General features: G+C 37.8%; 16 protein-coding genes and 4 tRNA genes. 14 read left to right on the top strand and 6 right to left on the bottom strand.

Annotated elements, in window-relative coordinates; genetic code table 11:
* Nucleotides 1-28 precede the first annotated feature (28 nt).
* Nucleotides 29-3550, bottom strand: coding sequence for a BACON domain-containing protein (locus tag H4J76_RS05800; RefSeq protein WP_182230240.1), 3522 nt, complete (start codon nucleotides 3548-3550; stop codon nucleotides 29-31).
* A 191-nt stretch (nucleotides 3551-3741) separates the two neighbouring features.
* On the opposite strand from H4J76_RS05800, the gene H4J76_RS05795 reads away from it, so the two are divergent.
* The 7 genes from H4J76_RS05795 (at nucleotide 3742) to H4J76_RS05765 (ending at nucleotide 8507) form a co-directional block, all read left to right on the top strand.
* Complete coding sequence (locus tag H4J76_RS05795; RefSeq protein ID WP_182221824.1) at nucleotides 3742-4188, top strand: regulatory protein RecX; 447 nt, start codon at nucleotides 3742-3744, stop codon at nucleotides 4186-4188.
* A gap of 44 nt (nucleotides 4189-4232) precedes the next feature.
* The gene (gene alaS / locus H4J76_RS05790; protein ID WP_182221823.1) at nucleotides 4233-6857 is read left to right on the top strand and encodes an alanine--tRNA ligase; all 2625 of its coding nucleotides are present in this window, start codon (nucleotides 4233-4235) and stop codon (nucleotides 6855-6857) included.
* Between the two features lie 412 nt (nucleotides 6858-7269).
* Nucleotides 7270-7479 carry a carbon storage regulator CsrA gene (csrA, locus tag H4J76_RS05785; protein WP_070375981.1) on the top strand — a complete coding sequence of 70 codons (210 nt, stop codon included), beginning with the start codon at nucleotides 7270-7272 and terminating at the stop codon, nucleotides 7477-7479.
* 343 nt (nucleotides 7480-7822) lie between these two features.
* Nucleotides 7823-7914 (top strand) — tRNA-Ser (locus H4J76_RS05780).
* 90 nt (nucleotides 7915-8004) lie between these two features.
* Nucleotides 8005-8081 (top strand) — tRNA-Arg (locus tag H4J76_RS05775).
* 94 nt (nucleotides 8082-8175) lie between these two features.
* A tRNA-Arg gene (locus H4J76_RS05770) sits at nucleotides 8176-8252 on the top strand.
* A gap of 178 nt (nucleotides 8253-8430) precedes the next feature.
* Nucleotides 8431-8507 (top strand) — tRNA-Arg (locus H4J76_RS05765).
* A 469-nt stretch (nucleotides 8508-8976) separates the two neighbouring features.
* Here H4J76_RS05765 and H4J76_RS05760 read toward each other — a convergent pair.
* On the bottom strand, nucleotides 8977-11793 hold the full coding sequence (locus tag H4J76_RS05760; RefSeq protein WP_182230239.1) for a diguanylate cyclase domain-containing protein: 2817 nt from the start codon (nucleotides 11791-11793) through the stop codon (nucleotides 8977-8979).
* 237 nt (nucleotides 11794-12030) lie between these two features.
* Entirely contained in the window at nucleotides 12031-12699 is a 669-nt protein-coding gene (mutH, locus tag H4J76_RS05755) for a DNA mismatch repair endonuclease MutH (RefSeq protein WP_310733524.1), read from the bottom strand.
* A gap of 162 nt (nucleotides 12700-12861) precedes the next feature.
* On the opposite strand from mutH, the gene rppH reads away from it, so the two are divergent.
* The 4 genes from rppH to H4J76_RS05735 all read left to right on the top strand — a co-directional run bounded on the left by rppH (nucleotide 12862) and on the right by H4J76_RS05735 (nucleotide 17498).
* The gene (rppH, locus tag H4J76_RS05750) at nucleotides 12862-13368 is read left to right on the top strand and encodes an RNA pyrophosphohydrolase (RefSeq protein ID WP_182216909.1); all 507 of its coding nucleotides are present in this window, start codon (nucleotides 12862-12864) and stop codon (nucleotides 13366-13368) included.
* Nucleotides 13369-13481: 113 nt separating this feature from the next.
* Nucleotides 13482-15758, top strand: coding sequence for a phosphoenolpyruvate--protein phosphotransferase (ptsP, locus tag H4J76_RS05745; protein WP_182216907.1), 2277 nt, complete (start codon nucleotides 13482-13484; stop codon nucleotides 15756-15758).
* Nucleotides 15759-15794: 36 nt separating this feature from the next.
* Nucleotides 15795-16616: a sulfite exporter TauE/SafE family protein gene (locus H4J76_RS05740; RefSeq protein WP_070375985.1), complete on the top strand. Its 822-nt coding sequence runs from the start codon at nucleotides 15795-15797 to the stop codon at nucleotides 16614-16616.
* 48 nt (nucleotides 16617-16664) lie between these two features.
* Nucleotides 16665-17498: a thymidylate synthase gene (locus H4J76_RS05735; protein ID WP_182216905.1), complete on the top strand. Its 834-nt coding sequence runs from the start codon at nucleotides 16665-16667 to the stop codon at nucleotides 17496-17498.
* Nucleotides 17499-17556: 58 nt separating this feature from the next.
* Here the strand turns inward: H4J76_RS05735 and H4J76_RS05730 are convergent, their stop codons facing one another.
* Nucleotides 17557-17802, bottom strand: a complete 246-nt coding sequence (locus tag H4J76_RS05730; protein WP_182216903.1) for a YfhL family 4Fe-4S dicluster ferredoxin — start codon at nucleotides 17800-17802, stop codon at nucleotides 17557-17559.
* 7 nt (nucleotides 17803-17809) lie between these two features.
* Nucleotides 17810-19210, bottom strand: a complete 1401-nt coding sequence (yegQ, locus tag H4J76_RS05725) for a tRNA 5-hydroxyuridine modification protein YegQ (protein ID WP_182230238.1) — start codon at nucleotides 19208-19210, stop codon at nucleotides 17810-17812.
* A gap of 271 nt (nucleotides 19211-19481) precedes the next feature.
* Here yegQ and H4J76_RS05720 point away from each other — a divergent pair, with 271 nt between their 5' ends.
* A complete protein-coding gene (locus H4J76_RS05720) occupies nucleotides 19482-20324 on the top strand; it encodes an HDOD domain-containing protein (RefSeq protein ID WP_182230237.1) in 843 nt (280 codons plus the stop codon).
* A 105-nt stretch (nucleotides 20325-20429) separates the two neighbouring features.
* Here the strand turns inward: H4J76_RS05720 and tolC are convergent, their stop codons facing one another.
* Nucleotides 20430-21791 carry an outer membrane channel protein TolC gene (gene tolC, locus H4J76_RS05715; protein ID WP_182216898.1) on the bottom strand — a complete coding sequence of 454 codons (1362 nt, stop codon included), beginning with the start codon at nucleotides 21789-21791 and terminating at the stop codon, nucleotides 20430-20432.
* 195 nt (nucleotides 21792-21986) lie between these two features.
* Between tolC and H4J76_RS05710 the strand changes: the two genes are divergently transcribed.
* Both H4J76_RS05710 and H4J76_RS05705 read left to right on the top strand, forming a co-directional pair.
* The gene (locus H4J76_RS05710) at nucleotides 21987-22625 is read left to right on the top strand and encodes an NUDIX domain-containing protein (protein ID WP_182216896.1); all 639 of its coding nucleotides are present in this window, start codon (nucleotides 21987-21989) and stop codon (nucleotides 22623-22625) included.
* A complete protein-coding gene (locus H4J76_RS05705) occupies nucleotides 22626-23120 on the top strand; it encodes a DUF1249 domain-containing protein (protein ID WP_182221820.1) in 495 nt (164 codons plus the stop codon).

Raw genomic sequence — 23120 nt, 5'->3', positions numbered from 1 at the left:
ATTATATAAGTGCAATATGTAGCTGAGCTTAATCAGGAATATAATCAAGTACTAAGCTATTTGCAGTTGAATTGTAGTGAATAATTCGCTGGTAGTTTGGCGATATATAACTGTCAACAGAACCAGCTGTATATCCGACGGTAAATAAAGCTTGTTGGTTTTCATCATATTTACTAAGAATAAAAACGCCACTACTATCGAAACGATAGAAATAACTATTATTAGCCGAGTCAATGGCTACGTTAACCGTTCGTATACTCGCTCGTAAAACGCCTTGGTCAGTAAAACTTGTACCATCAAAAGTTGTCCACTCTGAAGTGGTGCTCGCTGTATAAAGGTCTGCACCACGACTACTGGTGACTATATTTGATAAAACGCCACTATAAGCGCTGTTAATATTTTCATCACTGGCAATTTGTTGAACACTTTCAGCAGTAAAGGCATTGTACGCTAAGGTATATTGTAGCAATGCTGAGGTGTTAGCGTTATAAGCAATAACATGATTGCTTGCAGGTACGTCATAGATAATGGGTGAGTTGAAAGTATTTTCTCTATCCCAGAACTGCACCGCTAAGGCTAAGTTTGCATATTCTAACGCTTGGCTGATAACAATGGCTTTACCGGCGACCATAGCGATAGTTTTAGGCCTAAATTGTAGATCTATGTCAGCAGCTGGCAGTAAGTTAATACTGAAATCGTTAAGGTTTATTTGATAATGATTAATACGCGTTTGTGGCTGCCCATTTTCATCGTTGTAGTTTTCACTATTTGAAGCTAACAAGAGTGAGCCATCTGGGTGAATAACCAAGTCGGTTAAATCAGCACCGCCAAGTGGTGAATTAATCGTTGTTATTGCAGCGCCAGTAATAATATTAAACACTTTTATCACATCACCTTGGCCGATATAAATATTAGGACGCAGTGGGTCTAATACGACAGCTGAGGTATTAGGTGTAATATCAGTGATAACAATTTCACTGATGCTTGTTGTGTCAAAATCGCCTTTTTCAAAGCTGACTTTTATTGTACCCTTGACGCTTTCAGAACTATTGACCGGTGCTAAGGTGATTTCGCCATAGTACAAACCATTAGTCGTTATTTTACTTGGATCGGCGTCGATCGCTAGGGTATTATTAACGGTATCAGCCGTTAACGTTAACCAATTAACATTACTTTGTGCTTGCCAAGCTACCGCACTGGATTTATTGGTGACAATATCTACCGTATGACTGAGCGTTGACTTGTCCGCTTGTGAAGTAAAGGTTAGTGCTGAAGCGTTACTGAATAACCTTATTTCATCAACCGCTAACTCAACCACTACTTGTACATTGATGCCCGTCTCTGGGTCGGTAAGAGTAATGATACCGGTAAATAACCCCCAACCGATGATCTCATTTGAATCAATGGAAATAACAAGCGTTTTACTCTCTTGCGTTGTTGTTTGAGTCAAAGATAACCATGAAACATCTGTTGTTGCTTGCCATGAATCACTCACGCCTGAAATAGTCAATTCCTGGCTAGCAACGCTGGCATTGCCTAAGGTAGTATTAAAGGACAACTGAGATGCCGACACATCAAACTGCGCTAAAGTTACCATTTCTATTTGAGTACTATTTACCGCGTTCACTAACAAGCGTTTATTATCAGATGAAATATCAATGCTGGTGGGCTGTTGTCCCTGAGTTTCAATGGTAGCAGTCAGTGCTGATGCTTGGTTGTAAACATTCACAACGAAGCCGCTAGCGGGAACAAAACGAAGATAATGGGCAAAATTGTTATTCGACTTTTCAACAAATAACGTCGTTGCACCGTCTGCTTGGTTGAGTAATCCCATATCGGTAAAAGCGTTGCCATCAAAGCTAATGTGTTCACTTGTTGGGCTAATAAGATAAAGCGCCGTTTCGTTATCATTAACGACAAAGCTTGAAATACTATCGGCTTCAGCTAACCGTTCTGGTTTATATTCATGGGTTAAGCTCGTAATGATTTTATCTTGACTGAAGTCATTAATTTTTGCGTTATAGCGATTTAAGGTTGCTGTTTGAAAGTCTAATGCATATAAAGCTTCTGTTTCACTGGCTTGGTCAATGGTTTCCGTGAAAAAGATATTTTCACGATCCCAAAATAAGCGTTGTAACTCTTCATTTGCGTATTCAAGTGTTTGCGTGACAAGAAAGTATCGGCCAGAAAATTGTACGTAACGGCTAGGTTCAAACTCTATGGTTGGTGATGAAATTTCAGTAAAACTATAATCGCTTAAATTGATATTATAACGATGAACAACTTCAGTGGTGGTCTCGTCTTCATTGATAACAACTTCAAGCGCTTTTGCTAGTAATTTACTACCGTCAGGATGAACAATAAATTGCTCAAGTAGGGTGTTATCAGGAGCGATAGCGATGGTTGCAATTAATTCACCACTATATTGTTGATAAACAAGTAAGTTGTTTTCTGAGCCAACATAAAAGTAGGGCATGTTAGGTGCTGCTATCACGGTATCGATATTTGCGGCTATGTCCGTGATGACTTTAGTTTCTGTTTGCTCAGTACTTTGAAATAATGATACCGGTAGAACATGCCCAATAACAACTTCATTTTCAATGGCATTGAGGGTTATTTCAGTTTGACTTATCGCCGCTACCGGCATGGCATTAACATCAACAGCAACTTTAAGAAAATCATTGTCGAGTTTTGTTAAGGTTAACCAGGTTGAGGCGGAACTTGCTTGCCAATTTATTTCAGCGCTGCTGTTGGTACTGACTTTGATGGTTTGCTCAAGCACTGAAATATTCGCGGTTGACGTAAAAGCCAAGCTGGCTTGGTTGGCATACAAATATTGATTATCTAAACCAACTTCTACAGGGATAAGCTTAGTATCACCCGTTGTTGTTTCGGTGAGTATAATATTTCCGCTTGCTAACTGCGCGGCAGTAAAACTGCTAATATTCGGGGTAACGGTGACCGTTGCATCACCTGAGCCCGAAGATATGTCAAAAGTTATCCAGTCAATATCACTGCTTAACTGCCAGTTATTACTCTCACTGGTGATAGCGATTGTTTGGCTAGGAATGCTGACATCACCAAAGGTGCCACGAAAACTGACCAGCTCAGTATCTATATTTGCTTGCCAAATAAGTAATGAAACGTTGATGTCATGATGCACTAAGGTTGCGCCATTATCAGAGAGTTCGCCCGTTGAAAAACGCAGCTTTGTGACGTATTCACCTAAATTAATTTGGTCTGCTTGGGTTAAATCAATATGAACAGTAGCAGAATTACTGGTTAGGTTTTCAGTTCTAAAGGCTAGCCAGCCCACGGGTTGGGAGTCAGGGGCATAACCCACTAATAAACCGTCGCCAGCAAAAGTAACATTAACGGTTATTGAATCGTCAAACTCAGTAATTATCTCATTGCTAAAGCTAATCGTTGAAACATCAGCGTTGATGGCGTAATTTTTTGATTTATCATTAGAACCACCACAGGCAGAAAGCAATAATGTTATACAAAAAATGGTGAACATTTGACTGAGGTTCTTAAAACATACCTTCATACAGATCCCTGTTTTATTTTGCTGTTTATCTGCAAACTTTACGCTTACTTTTATAACAACTTATTCTGCGTGATTATTCACTCAAAGTAAAAACTTATTATTTATCTAAAATTTAAATAATTGAACACTATAATTATCCGTTAATTTAAAGGTAAAATAAGCGGTAAAACGTCTTTAAAGGTGATGAATCATTGAACAAAGCTATCTTACATTGTTCGGTAGGTATCCTCTCTCGTCGCGAGCATTCTTATGAAGAGTTAATGCAAAAGCTCAAATTTCGTCAACACAGTGAAGATGAAATTACGCCAGTCCTTGAATTTCTAATTAAAAAAAACTATTTGAGTGACCAACGTTTTGCCGAATCTTTGTTTGGTAGCCGCCTTAATAAAGGTTATGGTTGGCTTTATATTAGCAATGAATTGGAACAAAAAGGTGTTTGCGATACTATTATAGTTGAACTGAGTAAAAATCAGCAAATTGATTGGTATCTTCAAGCCGAGCTTGCGTATAATAAACGCTTTGGCGAAAGTACAATTAAAGACCAAAAAGATAAATTAAAACGCATTCGATTTATGCAGTCTCGAGGTTTCTCTTCGGATGAAATCATGATATTGATTAAATATACTCATAGCGATTAAACGAATAAATTCAAGAATTAACTTTTCAGAGAGTGAACATTCCCATGATTAAAACTAGTGCACAATTACGACAGACTTTTTTAGACTTTTATGCTTCGAAGCAACATCAAATTGTTCCAAGTAGTTCATTAGTTCCAGGTAATGACGCGACGTTATTATTTACCAATGCTGGTATGGTTCCTTTTAAGGACGTTTTTTTAGGGGCAGAGAGCAGAAGTTATACCCGTGCAACCTCGTCGCAACGTTGTGTTCGTGCGGGTGGTAAACATAACGATCTAGAGAACGTTGGCTACACGGCGCGCCATCATACTTTCTTTGAAATGTTAGGTAACTTTAGTTTTGGTGATTACTTTAAAGAAGACGCTATACGTTTTGCCTGGGAATTTTTAACTGTCAAATTAGCCTTACCTAAAGAAAAGCTATTAGTGACTGTTTATGACAGTGACGAAGAAGCCTTCGCTTTTTGGCGTGACGAAATAGGTATTCCGGTAGATAAAATTATTCGTATCGGTGATAAGTCACCCAGTAAAAAGTACGAGTCAGACAACTTTTGGTCAATGGGTGATACGGGGCCATGTGGACCTTGTTCTGAAATATTCTATGATCATGGTGAAAATATTTTTGGTGGACCTCCAGGCTCACCAGATGAAGATGGTGATCGTTTTATTGAAATTTGGAACTTAGTCTTCATGCAGTACAACCGTCATGCTGACGGTACTATGGAAAACTTGCCAAAGCCTTCTGTTGATACAGGTATGGGCTTAGAACGTATTTCAGCGATAATGCAAGGCGTGCATAGCAATTATGAAATTGATATTTTTCAAGGATTAATTAAAGATACTGCTGAGTTATTACAGTGCAATGATTTAGAACATAAGTCTTTGCGTGTAATTGCCGATCATATTCGCTCATGTAGCTTCTTAATAGCAGATGGTGTTATGCCTTCAAACGAAGGTCGTGGCTATGTATTACGTCGTATTATTCGACGTGCCGTACGCCACGGTCATAAATTAGAAGCAAAATCACACTTCTTTCATCGACTAGTTGTTTCATTAGGTAAGCAAATGGGTGAAGCCTACCCTGAGCTTATTAGCCAACAAGCGGTTATTGAAAAAATATTACGTATCGAAGAAGAGCAATTTGGCCGCACCCTAGATCGTGGCATGATCTTACTTGAAGATATTTTAGCGAATCTTAAAGGCGACACTATTTCAGGTGACGATACCTTTAAACTTTATGACACCTATGGTTTTCCTGCCGATTTAACGGCAGATATTGCCCGAGAACGTCAATTAAAAGTCGACCACAATGGTTTTGACATTGCTATGGGACTTCAACGCGAACGTGCTCAGCAAGCAAGTCAGTTTGGTTCTAACTATAACGACCAGCTTAAATCTGATCACAACACGCAGTTTAAAGGTTATACCCGTAATGAATTCTCCGCAACTATTGTTGAATTATTCAATAACGAAGCGTCGGTTGCTGAATTAAAAGCAGGCGAGCAGGGCATTGTTATTTTGGACAAAACACCTTTTTATGCGGAGTCGGGTGGCCAAGCAGGAGACCAAGGCCTTCTTCATATTGATGACGGTATATTTGAAGTACATGACACCACTAAAATGGGTAACGCCTTTGCTCATAAAGGAATTGCTCGCGTAAATATTGGCTTAAATCGCCTAGTAAAAGCAGAAATAAATACTGAGCGACGCGCAGCTATCGTTAAAAACCACACGGCTACTCACCTTCTTCATGCCGCTTTACGTAGCGTCTTGGGTGAACATGTTACGCAAAAAGGTTCGTTATGTGATGCTGAAAAGTTACGCTTTGACTTCTCTCACTTTGAAGGGGTTACCGCGCAAGAGTTGCAAACTGTTGAACGTCTAGTTAACCAAGAAATACGTAATAACTTGTCTCGTGAAACCAACTTAATGCAGATAGACGAAGCTAAAGAAAAAGGCGCTATGGCTTTATTTGGTGAGAAATACGACGATGAAGTACGAGTGGTTACTTTAGGTGGTTTTTCTACCGAGCTTTGTGGTGGTGTTCATGTTGAGCGTACTGGCGATATTGGCTTTGTTAAAATAGTGTCAGAATCAGGTATAGCTGCAGGTGTTCGTCGTATAGAAGCTGTTTCCGGTGAGTGTGCACTTGCTTTTACTGAGCAGCAAGGTTCAAATCTAAGCTTAGTTGCCTCAATGGTTAAATCTGATGTGGCGAGTATGCCAGGAAAAGTTGAGCAATTAATTAGTCGTGGTAAGCAACTCGAAAAAGAAATTCAAATCCTAAAACAGCAAGTGGCGGCTCAAGCCGGTTCTGATTTAATCAGTGAGGCTGTAGATGTTAATGGTGTGAAAGTACTTATTGCAGATTTAGCAGGTACCGAGTCTAAAGCGCTTCGTGGCATGATGGATGAACTCAAGAATAAAATAGGCTCAGGGATCATTTTATTAGGCACAGCATCAGACGGAAAAGTAGGTTTGATCGCTGGTGTAACTAAAGATCTCACTGGACAGGTAAAAGCCGGTGATTTAGTTAATGCCGCAGCACAGCATGTCGGTGGCAAAGGAGGTGGGCGTCCAGATATGGCACAAGCTGGTGGCAACAAGCCAGAGAATTTACCTATGGCATTAGACACAGCGAAAGCATGGCTAATTGACCAGTTATCGTAATATTATAGTAAGCTAATATATTTCATTAAGGAGCGTTTTAGCTCCTTTTTTGTGGGTAAATCTTTTAAATAGTAAGTTAGGTTACTTAGCGGTTAATGCAGAGTTAACATACGTCAACTACAATATTAATAATAACAAATAGTTATAATTATTTCCAAAAAATAACTTTATTGCTTGAATAAGCTTGCTAGAATGCCAATATTGGTTATAAGTGCAAAGTTAATAACTGATTATCACTCGTGGTAATAAAATCTTTGTAAATAGTGGTAAAACTGGGTCTTAGTGAACTTAAGTAACTATTTTTTACAAAGTTTTTAATTTTTATTATGTACTTTTACCAAAATTAAACTAAATTTATTACTAGCTTATAATTTTTTAGTGGACTGGCTTTTAAACATAAAGGATATTTAGGATGTTAATTTTAACTCGTAGGGTTGGTGAAACGTTAATGATTGGTGACGAAGTTACCGTCACAGTTTTAGGTGTAAAGGGTAATCAGGTTCGTATTGGCGTAAATGCGCCAAAAGAAATATCTGTTCACCGTGAAGAAATTTACATGCGCATACAAGCAGAAAAAACAGGAAGTGACAGTAGCGAAGCCGAAACAGGTAATAAATTTTAGCTTTGTTGAACACCTTCATTAAAAAAAGTCGGCAATTGCCGACTTTTTTAATGACTAATATTAATTTTTTTCAGCATTAATTTAGTGACAATAATCTTTTTGAGCTTGAAAAATAGCCTTGTTGGTTGAAATCTCGGCAAACAGATTTAAAAGTACAGAAAAATAGAAAATATTGTTGACTTATTTTCTCGATCCATTAGTATTCGCACCCACTGGAGATGTGACCGATTGGTTGAAGACGCTCACCTGTTAAAGGAGTATCTGGCTACTAGCCTGATAGAGAGTTTTTTCTAAGATGTATTTCAAAGTACGTATTAGAACTCAACAGTAAAGAAGTAAAAATGGAGAGCTGTCCGAGTGGCCGAAGGAGCTCCCCTGCTAAGGGAGTAACGGCTTTAAATCCGTTCGAGAGTTCGAATCTCTCGCTCTCCGCCATTACTTTTATTAAAGGTAACTGCGGTAAAAGTAATAAATGCAAAGCAATTTGCTATCTTTAGACTAAGATATAAAAAATAGTTCATGTGAGGGCGCGTAGCTCAGCTGGATAGAGTACCTGGCTACGAACCAGGCGGTCGCAGGTTCGACTCCTGCCGCGCCCACCACTTTTCTTTATTGAAATGTGGACTAAGCAAATATCATCGCTTATAAAATTAATAGATATTATCTTCAAACGAGATATTAAATAAGGTTTAATGTGGGCGCGTAGCTCAGCTGGATAGAGTACCTGGCTACGAACCAGGCGGTCGCAGGTTCGACTCCTGCCGCGCCCACCACATTTGCTGTAAAGCTGGAATAAACCAATCTTCGGATTGGTTTTTTTTCTTCTGTAATATAGCAGTTAAAAACTCAAGTATCATCCTTAGGAGGTATTTTGAGTTGTTAAGCAAATACCAAGGCTTATAAAAATAATGGGTGTTATCTTTGAACAAGATAGTAAATAAAGTTTAATGTGGGCGCGTAGCTCAGCTGGATAGAGTACCTGGCTACGAACCAGGCGGTCGCAGGTTCGACTCCTGCCGCGCCCACCACATTTGCTGAAAAGCAGAAATAAACCAATCTTCGGATTGGTTTTTTTTCGTCTAAAGTAAAGTGATAGTGTATCGAACCTGCTGGAGAGACCGAGCATATAATAGCAGCTACGAAACTAACCGCTTCCGATCGCAGGTTCGACTCCTGCCGCGCCCACCACATTTGCTGAAAAGCAGAAATAGACCAACTTTCGAGTTGGTTTTTTTTCGTCTAGATTTTGCCTAGGATAAAGTGATAGTTTATCTAACCTGCTGGAGAGATCGATTATATAAGAGTCGCTACGAAACTAACCGCTTCCGGTCGCAGGTTCAACCCTGCCGCGCCCACCACATTTGCTGAAAAGCAGAAATAAACCAACTTTCGAGTTGGTTTTATTTGCCTGGAATTTGGTTTGTTCCGTCTGTAAAAAGTTAAAGTCGCTTTGGAGGAAAGCTTGCTAGATAAACAGGGTTTTTTAATATAGCTATTTTAAACGGATCTATTTCTGCCTTGCTTTTTGGCTAAGTATAAATTTTCATCGGCTTGGCCAATAAGCTTTGTTATGAACGTTATACGTTCAGACCTATTTTTCAGGGGCTCTACAAGTGAATTTACTACGCCTACGCTAATAGTAATATTTGATGATACCGCAGAGTGTTCATGGTTTATGCCTAATGTATTAATGGATTTTATGCAAAGGTCGGCAAAATTTTTAGCTTGTTGTTGGTCAATTTCTGGTAATGCAATAATAAATTCTTCCCCGCCGTATCTAGCCAAAATGTCACCGCTACGGTGCAAGCAAGATAAAAGATTTTGTGCAACCAGCTTTAAGCATAAATCACCAGCTAAGTGACCATAATTATCGTTATACTGCTTAAAATAATCTATATCTATCATTAGAATACTAAAGTGATACTTATTTCGGCTGGCTCTTTTTATTTCTTCATCCACGAAATTTTGAAAGGCCCTACGGTTATTTATTCCAGTTAATTGATCTTTGTTTGACAGTAGCTCTAATGATAGATTCATCTCCTGCAGTTTTTGATTGGCAATTGACAAATCTGCCGTTCTTTTTTCGACAATCCTCTCTAGTTCTAAATGACTTTCATATAGTTTCCAAAAATTTTTGCGCTGTTTAATTTTTATGATACTGGTTGCTATGGCTTTTTTTATCCATGTTAAAAGCTTAAAAATAGTCCCTTTCCTGATCACTTTTATTAAAAGTAGTTTGATCTTTTGATTTGACTGGGCTAAACCGCACTTAACCTGAACTTCTAGTAAATATTCTCCAGAAGGAAGGGCTGAGTACATTATTGGTTCGTGTTTGGTTTTTCGCCAATTATCGTGAAATCCAACCAGTCGATAGTGATAACTAATGCTTTTTTCTTTCCACAACCAATAAGAACAAAGCATAATGTCGAGGTTCCAACTACCTTCTTCTATGGTTAATATATTGCCATCAAGCAGGAATTGGCTACTGCTCGAAACAGATTTTATCTCAGGTATTGGTGCTTGTACGGTATCAATTAATCTGGGTATTTCAATGACGTTTAAGCTTTCATTGAGACCACACCAGTAACTATCTTCACCTTTCCTCAATAGGCTACGGCTGGTTGTAAACTCCCAAAACTGACGTTCGGGAACATTATTAATAACGTACTTTGGTTGCCGACAATTGATGTTAAACAACTGCAGACCTTGCGACGTACCAATGAGTATTTCATCTTTATTGTGCCATCGGCAGGTCCAGGCTGCGATAGAATCGCTAGACTCGAAAATTTCGGTGACTTGTGAGTCAATCATCAATAATAGTTTATTGTCAGCTGCTATCGCGTATGCACCCTCTTTATTAACGTTGATATCGTAGATGTTAAGGTATTTATTCTTTAATTCGACAGAAATGAGCGTGTTGTCATCGGTGTTATAGATCCACAGTCCTCGACCAAGTGTTGTAACAAAATAGTTATTTGTATCTTTCGGGACTATTGTGTAGATATAACTTAAGGTTTTTCCTAATGAATCATTGATAGGTTCAAACTTTTTACTGCTTGGATAAAATATGAATAAACCGTAAACACTGCCATATAGATAATTTTCTCCAATATTCTGAATACAACGTCCAGCACCAATGTTTTTGTCAGTAAAAAGTTGTACAGAAGAATTATCTGTCATTTCACAGATGGCTAGCCCTTCATTACAGGCAGCAAAGATTTTTAGCTGTTTGTCTTGATAAATATCCCAACAAGTTAAGTTTTTTAAGCTGCTTATTTCACTCTGTATCGCATCATTTTGCGATGAAAGTGAATAACTATGGCCTGTGCCTCCAATAAGAATGTCTTGTCCATTTTGAGCCAGTCGAAGCGTTAGTATTGATGTAGCTTTTTTAGGTACAAACGTTCGAATATAGTCATTCAAAGCTGGATACTTAATTAATCCACTGAAGTCGGTAGTAGCCCAAAGATTGTTGAATGAATCGTAACAAAGATCGGTGATTTTTGCGGTGGTAAATAGCGTCTTTCCTTTTTTCCAAATGTAATCGTGCTTTATTAGTTCGTATACACAGGTTTTCTCTGCAATGATCATATGATTTGAATGAGGAAACAATATACGGACAATCATTGACTCTATATCAGGGAGTTGGATATGCTCTTTAAGTTTTAAATCAAAATCTAAAATGATGATGCTCTTGTTATTAGCAATGAGAAAGCCTTGCGTCGATGCACTAATATGGTTCGCCGAGTTAAAGCTCTTGGTGTATTGATTAATAAGAGGTCGAATCATTTCATTTTGGTACACCCAAATGCCTGACTGTGACATTTGAATAAGAATAGTTTGATCTTTGCTTTTAACAATACTGAGTACGCCTTCGCCGGAAACGTCAAGGCTTACTTTGTTCAATTCATCTGACTTGCTATTCCATCGATATAGCCCTTTGGCGCATCCTAATAAATAGTCGTTGTTATCAATAGATATCGCGCATTGGCACCAACCAAGGCCAAGGTCAACTGTATTAAGATCAACGATGGATTGATGGGTTTCAGCGTTTATAATTGAAATGCCTAAATCTGAGCAGGCTAAAATAGTATCTCTATTTGAAGTAACTGAACGTTGACCGTGAGTTAAAAGTCCTGAATGTTGATTAAGAATTTCAACGTGTTCACCATCATATATAGCTAATCCATTAGGTGTGCTTAGCCAAAATTTTCGGTGAGAATAACACAGACTATGTATTTGTTGTGATGGCAGTCCTTCAAGGCGGGAGATATTCTCGATTATTAAAGAAGGCTTAAGGGGGTGACTATTCATAGAATGACCATAGTATATTTCAGATAAGCCTTATAACGTATTCTTTCAAAACCAGTAACAACGAAGTGAATCAACGAGTAATAAGATCAGTACCTGTAACAATAGTTTAAATTTTACTTTTTAGCATAGATAAGTTCATAAATTCAGTAGTTAAAGTAAATCAGTCAATTAATAATTACCTGATGGTTTGTGTATTTAAGATAAGTTTCAATTGAAATATGAATACCGCAGATATCGTTAATCAATACGCAAATGATTACGTAATAACATGTGTGTAAAAGATGTTTTTAAATAAAAGCCACGAGGCAGTGTTCGAAAGGGCTCGCCGTGTTTATTAAAGGCTTGTGTTTTAGCTTGGCTATTGGCCGCTTTGGGGCGAAGTTGTAACACTTGGCCATGTTTTCCTGAGATGTTTTCTACTTCACCTAATACAATCATATCGGTAAGCTCTTGCCAGTCTAGGGCGAGTAATTGTTCTTCTTCATAAGACGGGGACCAAATAAAAGGGGTGCCAACTATACGCTCGCCTATTGGTATATGTCGTTCAGAAATTACCGGTACCCATAAAACACGTGCCATTTTGTTGCGTATATGGCTGGTTTTCCAACTAGCCCCTACTAAGCCAGTCAAAGGTGCAACACATACAAATGTTGTCTCTAAAGGTTTGCCTTGCATGCTAATGGGTAACGATTTTAATTCAATACCTAAATGTGGAAAGTCAGGTTCAGGTTTTGACCCCGCACTAGCGCCAAGAACCTGCTCAAGTAAAAGACCTATCCAACCTTTTTCTCTCGTTAAATTCTCAGGGACTACTACGCCTGCTTGTTCAGCTATTTCAGCTAAATTAAGTCCAGCAAGCGCTTGCGCTCTTTTTAGTAAATCATCTTCGTTAGTAGGGATATTAATTTTAATGAGTAAACTCTTTAGTCGTGACTTTTCTTTACTCAGTATAAAGATTCATAACTTTTGACGCTATGGTCTAGATAAAATAAAAAATTAATTAATTGCCCGCAAGCCCATATTATGGAAGAATCAAGATATATTTTATGAAAGTTATTGGGAATTCCTTTGATAGATGCCGAAGGCTATAGAGCTAATGTCGGCATAGTCATAATCAATGATAGAGGACAAGTATTTTGGGCTAGGCGTTATGGTCAACACTCGTGGCAATATCCACAAGGGGGGGTTGATGAGGGAGAAACAGCAGAAGAAACCATGTACCGAGAATTACACGAAGAAGTGGGATTAAAACCGGAACATGTCAGTATTGTTGCTTCGACTAAACACTGGTTGAGATATAAATTACCAAAACGTTTAATTAGGCATGAAAGTAAACCTGTTTGTATTGGGCAAAAACAGAAATGGTTTTTACTTAAGCTAACTTCAGAAGAGTCTGCGGTTGATTTACTTCACTCTGATCATCCAGAGTTTGATGATTGGCGTTGGGTAAGTTACTGGTACCCAGTGCGTCAGGTAGTGTCTTTTAAACGTGAAGTTTACCGTAAAGTGATGAAGGAATTTGCTCAGGCGTCTATGCCTTCTTATCGCCATCAAAACCGTAAACGTCGTAGTTGATTATTATTATGTAGCAGTTTTATACGACAAAACAAAAATGTATAATATACCCGTATCACTTAAAGATGACCCTATATCTTAAAGTGAACGGGCATTTTTATTTAAGGAGCCGTATGTTAACTATCCTACGGAGAATTGTTCTAGAATTTAGCCAAAACGCTGAACTCGACAGTGCATTACATCGTATGGTGGAACAAATAAAAGAAACGATGAATACTGACTGTTGTTCAATTTATCTTGCTGACCACCTCAAACAACATTTTTTATTGGTTGCCTCTGACGGTTTGGCAGAAGGTTCATTAGGTCAAACAACCATCGGTTTTACTGAAGGCTTAGTCGGTTTAGTGGGCCAGCGAGAAGAACCACTTAACATTGCTAATGCGCAAAACCATCCTCAATTTATTCATGCCCCTGAAGTTGAGGAAGACGAATTAAATGCCTTTCTGGGGACCCCCATTATTCATCGACGAAAAGTGCTGGGCATACTGGCGATTCAACAAAAAGAGGCTAGGCATTTTACTGAAAATGAAGAAGCATTCTTAGTTACCTTATCAGCCCAACTAGCTACTTCATTGGCCAATGCTGAAGCTAATGTGTTAATCACAGAGCAAGATGCTAATAGTCATTGGACTAAAGCATTACAGGGTGTTGCTGGCTCCTCAGGGGTAATGATTGGTGAAATGTTTGTTGTGTATCCAGCGGTAAGTTTAGCTTCTGTTTCTTTACAACGAACTAAAACCCCAACGCTAGAGTTACAATTTTTTGAAGAAGCCGTGGCGAAAACACGCATAGATTTTGATTTCATGGCCAGTAAGTTACAAGGGATTATTGCGGAGAGTACTTTAGATATTTTCGATATGTATAAGCAATTATTAAATAATGCAAATATTACTAAAGAAGTTACCCAGAAAATAATATCAGGTTGGACTGCTGAAAGTGCTTTAAAACAAATCATTGATAGCTATATTATTCAGTTTGAAGCCTTAGATGACCGTTATTTGCGTGAAAGGGCCAGTGATATACGCGATTTAGGTAATCGATTATTACTTAACTTAAAAAAACTAAATATAAAAGAGCAACAACTTCCACGAGAATTTATACTAGTTGCTGAAGAAGTAACGGCAGCTATGCTTGCACAATACCAGCACCAAGGCTTAAAAGGTGTAGTCTCGCTTCAGGGCTCCAATAATTCTCATGCTGCTATTTTAGCAAGAGCACTAGGTGTGCCAGCGGTAATGGGTATTGAGAAAATTTCGCTTAGTCGATTACACCAGAAGAACTGTATTGTAGATGGCTTTAGTGGTGAGCTTTTTGTTCAGCCTAATGAAGCCTTACAACGTGAATATCAACACTTAATCACTCAAGAGATATTACTCGCCGATAAGGTTAAAAAAGTAGCGCAATTGCCTGCTATTACCAAAGATGGTCAAACCATTGAGTTGCAACTTAATGCTGGGCTTTCATCAGGGTTTGAATATTCAAAAAATTCAGGTGCTGTAGGGATCGGTTTGTATCGTACTGAAATTCCTTTTATGAACCGCAGCTGCTTTCCCTCTGAGTCAGAGCAAACTGAACTTTATCGTCAAGTATTAAGTGCTTTTCCTGATCAACCTGTAACTATGCGTACCTTAGATGTTGGTGGTGACAAGTCGTTACCCTATTTTCCGATAAATGAAGATAATCCATTTCTTGGTTGGCGTGGTATTCGCATTACACTTGATCATCCTGAAATTTTTCTCTTACAAGTACGAGCAATGTTGCGAGCGAATGTTGGCTTAAATAATTTAGAAATTATGTTGCCGATGATTTCAAGTACTTTAGAGGTAGACGAAGCAACTCGTTTAATCAATCAAGCTTATTATGAACTGTCTGGTGAACTTGATTTTATCGGTGAAGAAAAGCTCACTCGTCCAAAAGTTGGTATAATGATCGAAGTGCCAGGTATTATTTATCAATTGCCTGAATTAGCCAGTAAAGTTGATTTCTTTTCGGTGGGCAGTAATGATTTAACTCAATATTTATTAGCAGTTGACCGAAATAATGCCCGCGTATCAGCGTTATATAATTCATATCATCCAGCTGTTTTAAGAGCGCTTAACCATATTGCAGAACAATCAGCTCGCTCATTGGTACCCTTGAGCCTATGTGGCGAGCTAGCCAGTGAACCAGCAGGCGCTTTATTATTATTAGCGATGGGATATGACAAATTGAGTATGAACGCGCATAATATCGCAAAAATTAAATGGGTGATCCGCCATGTTGATTTTCATCAAGTAAAAATGATGTTGGCACATGTGTTAACCCTTTCAACATCCAAACAAGTACACAGTTATTTAAATGAACAACTTGAACAATTCGGTTTAAGTAGTTTCGTACGTGCCGGTAGGTAATGTATCCGGTTAATTTAACTTAAAAAGCAGTAAACAATGTTATTAAGTATCTTTTTAATTTGCGTGTTACTCGGCTCAGTGGTCGGTTTCTCTGCTGGTCTTTTAGGCATAGGTGGCGGGTTGATAATTGTACCCGCTTTGGTGTATTTATTACCGCAGCTAGGGATTGAACCGAACTTAGTTATGCCAATGGCGCTTGCGACCTCGTTAGCCACTATTGTTGTTACTTCACTTTCCGCGGCATTAGCTCATCACCGTAATAGCAATATACCTTGGCCACTTGCTAAGCAACTCATGATGGCGATTGCATTAGGATCGTTACTTGGCGGATTTATTGCTGATATGCTTTCTGTTGTTGCACTAAAAAATACTTTTGCTATTGCTGTTTTTTTACTTTCGTCTTATATGTTTATTGCTATAAACCGAGCGAAGAAAAATAAATTAATTAATCACAACGATGATGAAAAACTACCCAAAAATATCATTGTTAAAGGTATTGGCTTTTTTACTGGTATTTTAGCAAGTCTAATGGGCATTGCTGGTGGTGCTATTCTAGTCCCGATATTAAGTTACTTTAAAGTTCCTTTACGCCAATGTATTGGTGTTGCCACGGTCAGTGGTATGGTTGTGGCCATATTCGGTGTTAGCGGCTATGTGATTGCTGGTTGGGGAGAAGAGAACTTACCCAAATATAGCTTAGGCTATGTTTATTTACCTGCCTTGCTTGGTATCATTATTACGTCTTCTCTTTTTGCTCCAATAGGTGTTAAAGCGGCGAGTAAGTTACCGGTCGGTACTATCAAGAAAGCATTTGCGATATTTTTGATGCTAGTAGCAGTTAAAATGATATTAAGTTAGTACAATAGCGTTTGTTTAAAATTAAAATTTTTTAGAGAAGGAAAGACAGTGAAAGAATATTTAGATCTCATGCGACATGTTCGTGATAACGGCGTACAAAAATCAGACCGCACAGGTACAGGCACCAAAAGTATTTTTGGTTATCAAATGCGTTTTGACTTAGCAAAAGGCTTTCCACTGGTCACCACTAAAAAATGTCATCTAAAATCAATTATTCATGAATTATTATGGTTTATTAAAGGTGAGTCTAATATTGCTTACTTAAGTGAGAATGGCGTTAAAATTTGGGATGCTTGGGCAACAGAGTCGGGCGAACTAGGGCCTGTATATGGAGTACAGTGGCGTAATTGGCCATCAGCCAATGGCGAAACAATTGATCAACTTACACAATTGATTGATGATTTAAAAAATAACCCAGATTCACGACGTCATATTATTACCGCTTGGAATCCTGCATTATTACCTGATACATCTATAAGCCCTGCAGAGAATGCTGCACAGGGCAAGCAAGCATTACCCCCGTGCCATACGCTTTTTCAATTCTATGTACTCAATGGCAAGCTGTCGTGTCAATTATATCAACGCAGTGCCGACATCTTTCTAGGTGTACCCTTTAATATTGCAAGTTATGCACTATTTACCATGATGATCGCCCAAGTCTGTGATTTAGAGCTAGGTGATTTTGTTCATACTTTCGGAGATGCTCATTTATACTCAAACCATATGGAACAAGTTGATGAACAACTAAGTCGCACTCCGCTACCTTTGCCAACTATGAAAATTAATCCTGAGATAAAAAGTATTTTTGATTTTACTTTTGAAGACTTTGAATTAGTGAATTATCAATGCCACGCTCATATAAAAGCCGCTATATCTGTCTAAATACAAACTTAATCGACTGAGCAATTGCACGTTATTGTTTCAGTCGTAGTAGGTGCTGTTAACCATGCATAGCGATAAATTTAGCTAATAACGTTTGCTCATTTTCATTATGCTTTGGATCTTTTTTGATACAATCAATAGGACAAACGCTAATACAAGTTGGCTTGTCATAATGGCCAACACATTCAGTACATTTATCCACGTCAATTTCATAAATCATGCTACCCAATGCAATGGCCTCATTAGGACATTCTAGATCACACATATCACAGTTAATACATGCATCTTCTATAATCAGTGCCATGGCCCTATTACGCTACTTGATTTTGTGTAAACGGTTGGCGTGTTGTGCCACCTTCATTAAGGTAGCGCATAATAATACCAAAAGTTAAATCGTGCTCAGTTACTAACGAAATTGATACTTTATGACCGGACCCTTTTGCGTCAATAATAACTTCACCTTTGGCGTTCTCCATATGAGATAAAACAAAAGATGTATTACCTAGCGGTGTCATTAACTCTAAACGGTCACCGACTAGAAATTTATTTTTTACTTCTATTTCTACTAAACCTGTTATTTCGTTGCGGCCTAATATTTCACCAACAAATTGCTGAGTATCACTTTTTGAATAACCGTAATCAGAATTTTGTGTGTCACTATGGCGGTGACGTTTTAAGAAACCTTGGGTATAACCTCGGTGAGCAAGATGTTCTAAATCGGTATTTAAATTTTGATTAAAAGGTTTATTACTTAAAGCATCAGAAATAGCTTGGCCATAAATTTGTGCTGTTCGAGCACAGTAATAAAATGATTTAGTTCGACCTTCAATTTTTAATGAATGCACGCCTATTTTTATTAAACGTTCTACATGTTCAACGGCACGTAAATCCTTTGAATTCATTATATAAGTACCGTGCTCATCTTCAAATGCTGGCATATATTCACCGGGTCGACCTTGCTCTTGCAATAAAATAATATCCTCAATTGGTTGTTGCTCTGGAATAATGATTTTAGCTGAATCAGGGATAAATAGTTCTGGTTTTACTTTAGTGTCTGGCTGTACCGCTATTATATCACCGGTTTCGTTTTCTTTTGCTTGGTGGCTATCATATTTCCAACGACAAGCATTTGTACATGTTCCTTGATTTGGGTCGCGTTTATTAATGTAACCAGACAACAAGCAACGACCAGAATATGCCATGCATAAAGCACCATGAACAAAAACTTCTAATTCCATTTCAGGGCATCGAAAACGAATCTCTTCAATTTCATCAAGCGATAATTCACGTGATAAAATAACGCGCTCAACACCTTGTTGATACCAAAACTTTACGGTTGCCCAATTAACCGCATTAGCTTGCACAGATAGATGAATTGGCATATCAGGGAATTTTTCCCGTACCATCATGATAAGGCCGGGATCAGACATGATCAGGGCATCGGGCTGCATTGCTATAACGGGCGTAATATCTTTAATAAACGTTGTTAATTTACTGTTATGTGCAGCAATATTATTGACTAAGTAAAACTTTTTACCTAGGGAATGAGCTTCATTAATACCAATTTTAAGATTCTCTAAATTGAATTCATTATTTCTCACCCGTAAAGAGTAACGGGGTTGCCCTGCGTACACAGCATCAGCTCCGTAAGCAAAAGCATAACGCATATTTTTTAAGGTTCCAGCAGGCGATAATAATTCAGGTTTTAGCATAATGAACAACATAGATGATTTATATTAGCTGTATTATAAAAACATCGTTTGTCATAGGTAAACAGCTTATCAGGCGGTTCTTTGATGAAAATCATATTAAGTGATTAAAAACTAGAATTTTAAATATTTGAGCATTTGTCTAATAAAGATACAGTATTGAAAAATTTACTAATATTTGACCTAAAATAATAATATAAGCAAAAAACTGTGCTACTTTTTAATGTAATACAATTGATAATTGACAAATGATAATAATAATTAAGGTGAGACTATGGGAACTGAAAATGCCCTTTATACAATTTTAGTAGAAAAAATTAAACAAGATGCGCTTGTACTTCCAACCTTGCCAGAAGTAGCACTGAAAGTGCGCCAAGCGGCGGATGATCCAAACATTAACTTAAAACAAATGAGTGATATTATCGGTCATGACCCTGCTTTATCTTTGGGTATGTTGAAAGTAGCGAATAGCGTTATTTTAGGACGTTCTGTTAAAGTTGAAACAGTCAACCAGGCTGTAACTCGCATTGGTTTGCGCCAAATCAAAAGTATCGCAACAGCGATGGCGTTAGAGCAAGTATTTGTTTCAAAAAATGAAATAGTTTCAATGTATTTGAAAAAGTCATGGAAAAAAACCGTCGATGTAGCCGCAGTTGCCATCAGTTTAATGACTTTTTATATCCAAGACCATAAACACACATCATTAACGTTAGACACCTTAACATTGGCGGCACTGGTTCATAATATAGGTGTTTTACCCATTTTAACTGAAGCTGAAAATCATCCTGATGTTTTCGCTAACCCGACTTTTTTACAGCAAGCTATTGCTAAGTTAGCTGCGGATATTGGTGGAGAAGTGACTAAAGCGTGGGGATTCTCAGATGAATTTGTCACCTTAGTAACCAGTTGGAGTGATTTAACGGTATTACCTTCTGAAACCCATTATTTGGACTTCATTCGTGCAGGTGCTATTCACAACGGTATTTTCAAGAATGTATCAACCTGTGAAGTGTTATTAAAAAGCTATGTGAATAAAGGTATTTTACCTGACGTGGACTTTATGAAAAGTGAAAAATTTCAACAGATGGTTACTGATGTAAAAACTATGTTTAGTTAATAACAATAAAGTTGTAGACAATAAAAAACCCTGAAATATCAGGGTTTTTTATATCTATAACTTTTAAACCTACAATTAATACTTCACAAAGGAAGTTTAATAAGCTTACTTAGCGGCACTTAACCCTTGATTGATGTTGATTAAGTCTTGCTCACTGATTGTACCTGCCGCACGTTTTAACGATAAAATTGATTGTACATAATTATAGCGCGTTGATGATAAGTTACGTTTTGCGTTATATAAATTACGCGTGCTATCTAACACATCAACAATAGTACGAGTTCCTACTTCAAAACCAGCTTCCGTTGCTTTTAATGCACTATCAGCACTAACAACAGATTGCTCAAGGGCTTTGATTGCCGAAACAGCAGCAATAACGGTGTTGTAAGCATTACGTGTATTACGAACAACATTACGATAAGTTAACTCTAAATCTTGGCTGGCAGCAACATAGTTGCTCTGTGCTTCGCGAACAGCACTTGACGTAGCGCCACCAGAATAAATAGGTACGTTTAACGTTATGCCGATAGACTGACTATCTAAAGCAGGGTTTTCAAAAGTGGCATTGTTTACTTCGTTATCTTGATCTCTAGCACCATAACTGCCCGATAAACTTAATGTTGGATAATGACCAGATCTTGCGATATTAATATTTTCTTTAGCAACATCAACCGCTATTTTTTGGCTAATTAAATCTAAATTTTTTGCTTCTGCTGTTTGTTGCCATTCATTTGCACTGTCAGGTATAGGGCGTGAGGTACTGAAACGTTCAGTGTTTAAAACACTTAAGTCTCTTGGATACACATTGGTAATTACCCTTAACGCTTCTTCTGCAGTGTAAACACTGTTTTCAGCGCGAATTTCAGAAGTAACGGCATTATCGTATTGCGACTGTGCTTCATGCACGTCTGTTACTGCTTTTAGACCAACAGAGTAACGTTGTTTTGTCTGTTCTAATTGACGCTCAATAGCCGCTTTCTCAGCTTTAGCAAAATCTAAATCGTCTTTAGCACTTAAAACATCAAAATAAGCGGTCGTTACTCTAACAATCAATTCTTGTTTTGCTGCTTGATAAGAAACATCACTGCGGTGCGCGGCTTTTTTGGCATTATCTAATCTTAACCATGTACTATGATTGTATAATGACATACTTAAACTTAAGCCATAGCGCAAAGTATCAGATTTATTGGTCAATGTTCTATTTGATGATTGCCCATCATCCGATGTTGGAATAAATTGATCTTTACTCATTGTGTAGCTAGCTGAAGCACTGATCTCTGGTAATAAAACAGCTCTGGCTTGATCTATGCCTTCTTTTGATGCGTTAAATAAAGCCTTTGATCTCAATACGGTAGGATCATTTTTTTGTGCTTGTTGATAAACGCCCAATAAATCTTCAGCGTTAACTAACGTAGTATTAGTTACACAAACCAAACCAATGATCAGTGCCGTAATTGTTTTTTTCATGAGTGAGCTATTCCTTTGAGTGTGCCATGTACGCTATATTATTATGATACTATCGTATCTTGATTTTTGAATTAGCTAAATAAAATAAGTGTTTGCGAATGCATTCTAGTGTAACAAAATGTTTTATGCTAGTGCTCGCTTTATTATAGTATCTTCATTTATTTTAAATTTTTATATGGGAAATAAAGCCACTCAATGCCTAACAAAAATACAAAACCATCAAAGTTTTCAAATAAAGACGTCACCATTTATCAACAAAAAACCTGCTACCAAGGTGTGTTTAAAATGGATGAGTATCAACTTAGTCATCGATTATTTGATGGTGGCGAAAGTAAAGTATTAACGCGCGAAGTTTTTGAACGTGGTCATGCGGTAGTCGTTATTCCTTACGATGCGACCTATGATCGTGTTGTGTTAATCGAACAATTTCGAGTTGGCGCTATTGGTCAAGGAGACACGCCATGGCTATTAGAGTTTGTCGCCGGTATGTTTGGTCAAGATGAATCGCCTATTGATGTTGCTATTCGAGAAGCTAAAGAAGAAGCCGACTTAACGTTAAATGCTAATCAACTCGATAAAGTGCTGGAGTATTTTTCAAGTCCTGGTGGTATGAGCGAAGTTATACATTTATATGTTGCTAATATAGATAGCAAAAATGTCTCAGGGGTGCACGGTTTAGAAACTGAAAGTGAAGATATTTTGTTGCATGTCATGTCAAGAGAACAAGCCATGTCGTTGTTAGAAAATGGAAAAATCACCAATGCAGCAACAATAATTGGGTTACAATGGCTACAGAATAACTTTCATCAACTACAGCAGAAATGGTCTTCGTAAATGATACAGCAAAGTAAAAAATATCAGCCAAGATTATCAACCTTAATGAATCTTTGTGAAGTTAACTATATGTTTTTAGTTCGCTTATTGGCCAGTCATAACGATGAAGAAGCGGTTGGTGATGAGCGGTGTTTTTTTATTTCTGATTTTTTATCTTACAAGATAACAATACTCGAAATTACTCGCTACACCAGCTTGGTGAGTATTCGCCAAGAACTGCCTAAGACAAAAGCAGTCGTTACTGGAGAAGATAACAATAATAAAACGGTGTTTGACCACATTTTACGTCCCAAAATGATTATCCGTTTATATCATGATGCTCGAATGGCTGAGGTGATCAGTAATCAAGACATTAAACAAGTTCAACCTCGTTACGATTACCCCAATAGTAAAATGCATTTACCTGATGAAAAAGAGCAAATTAATCAGTTTCTTAAAGAATGGCTGCAACTTTGTTTAAAGTTAGGCCAAGTCAACTTATCACTTTTTGAGTAA

This window comes from Colwellia sp. BRX9-1, from assembly GCF_014077195.1.
In the GTDB taxonomy this organism is placed as follows: domain Bacteria; phylum Pseudomonadota; class Gammaproteobacteria; order Enterobacterales; family Alteromonadaceae; genus Colwellia_A.
Note: the sequence above shows the minus strand (reverse complement) of the source record. Positions and strands in the feature narration are given on the sequence as shown.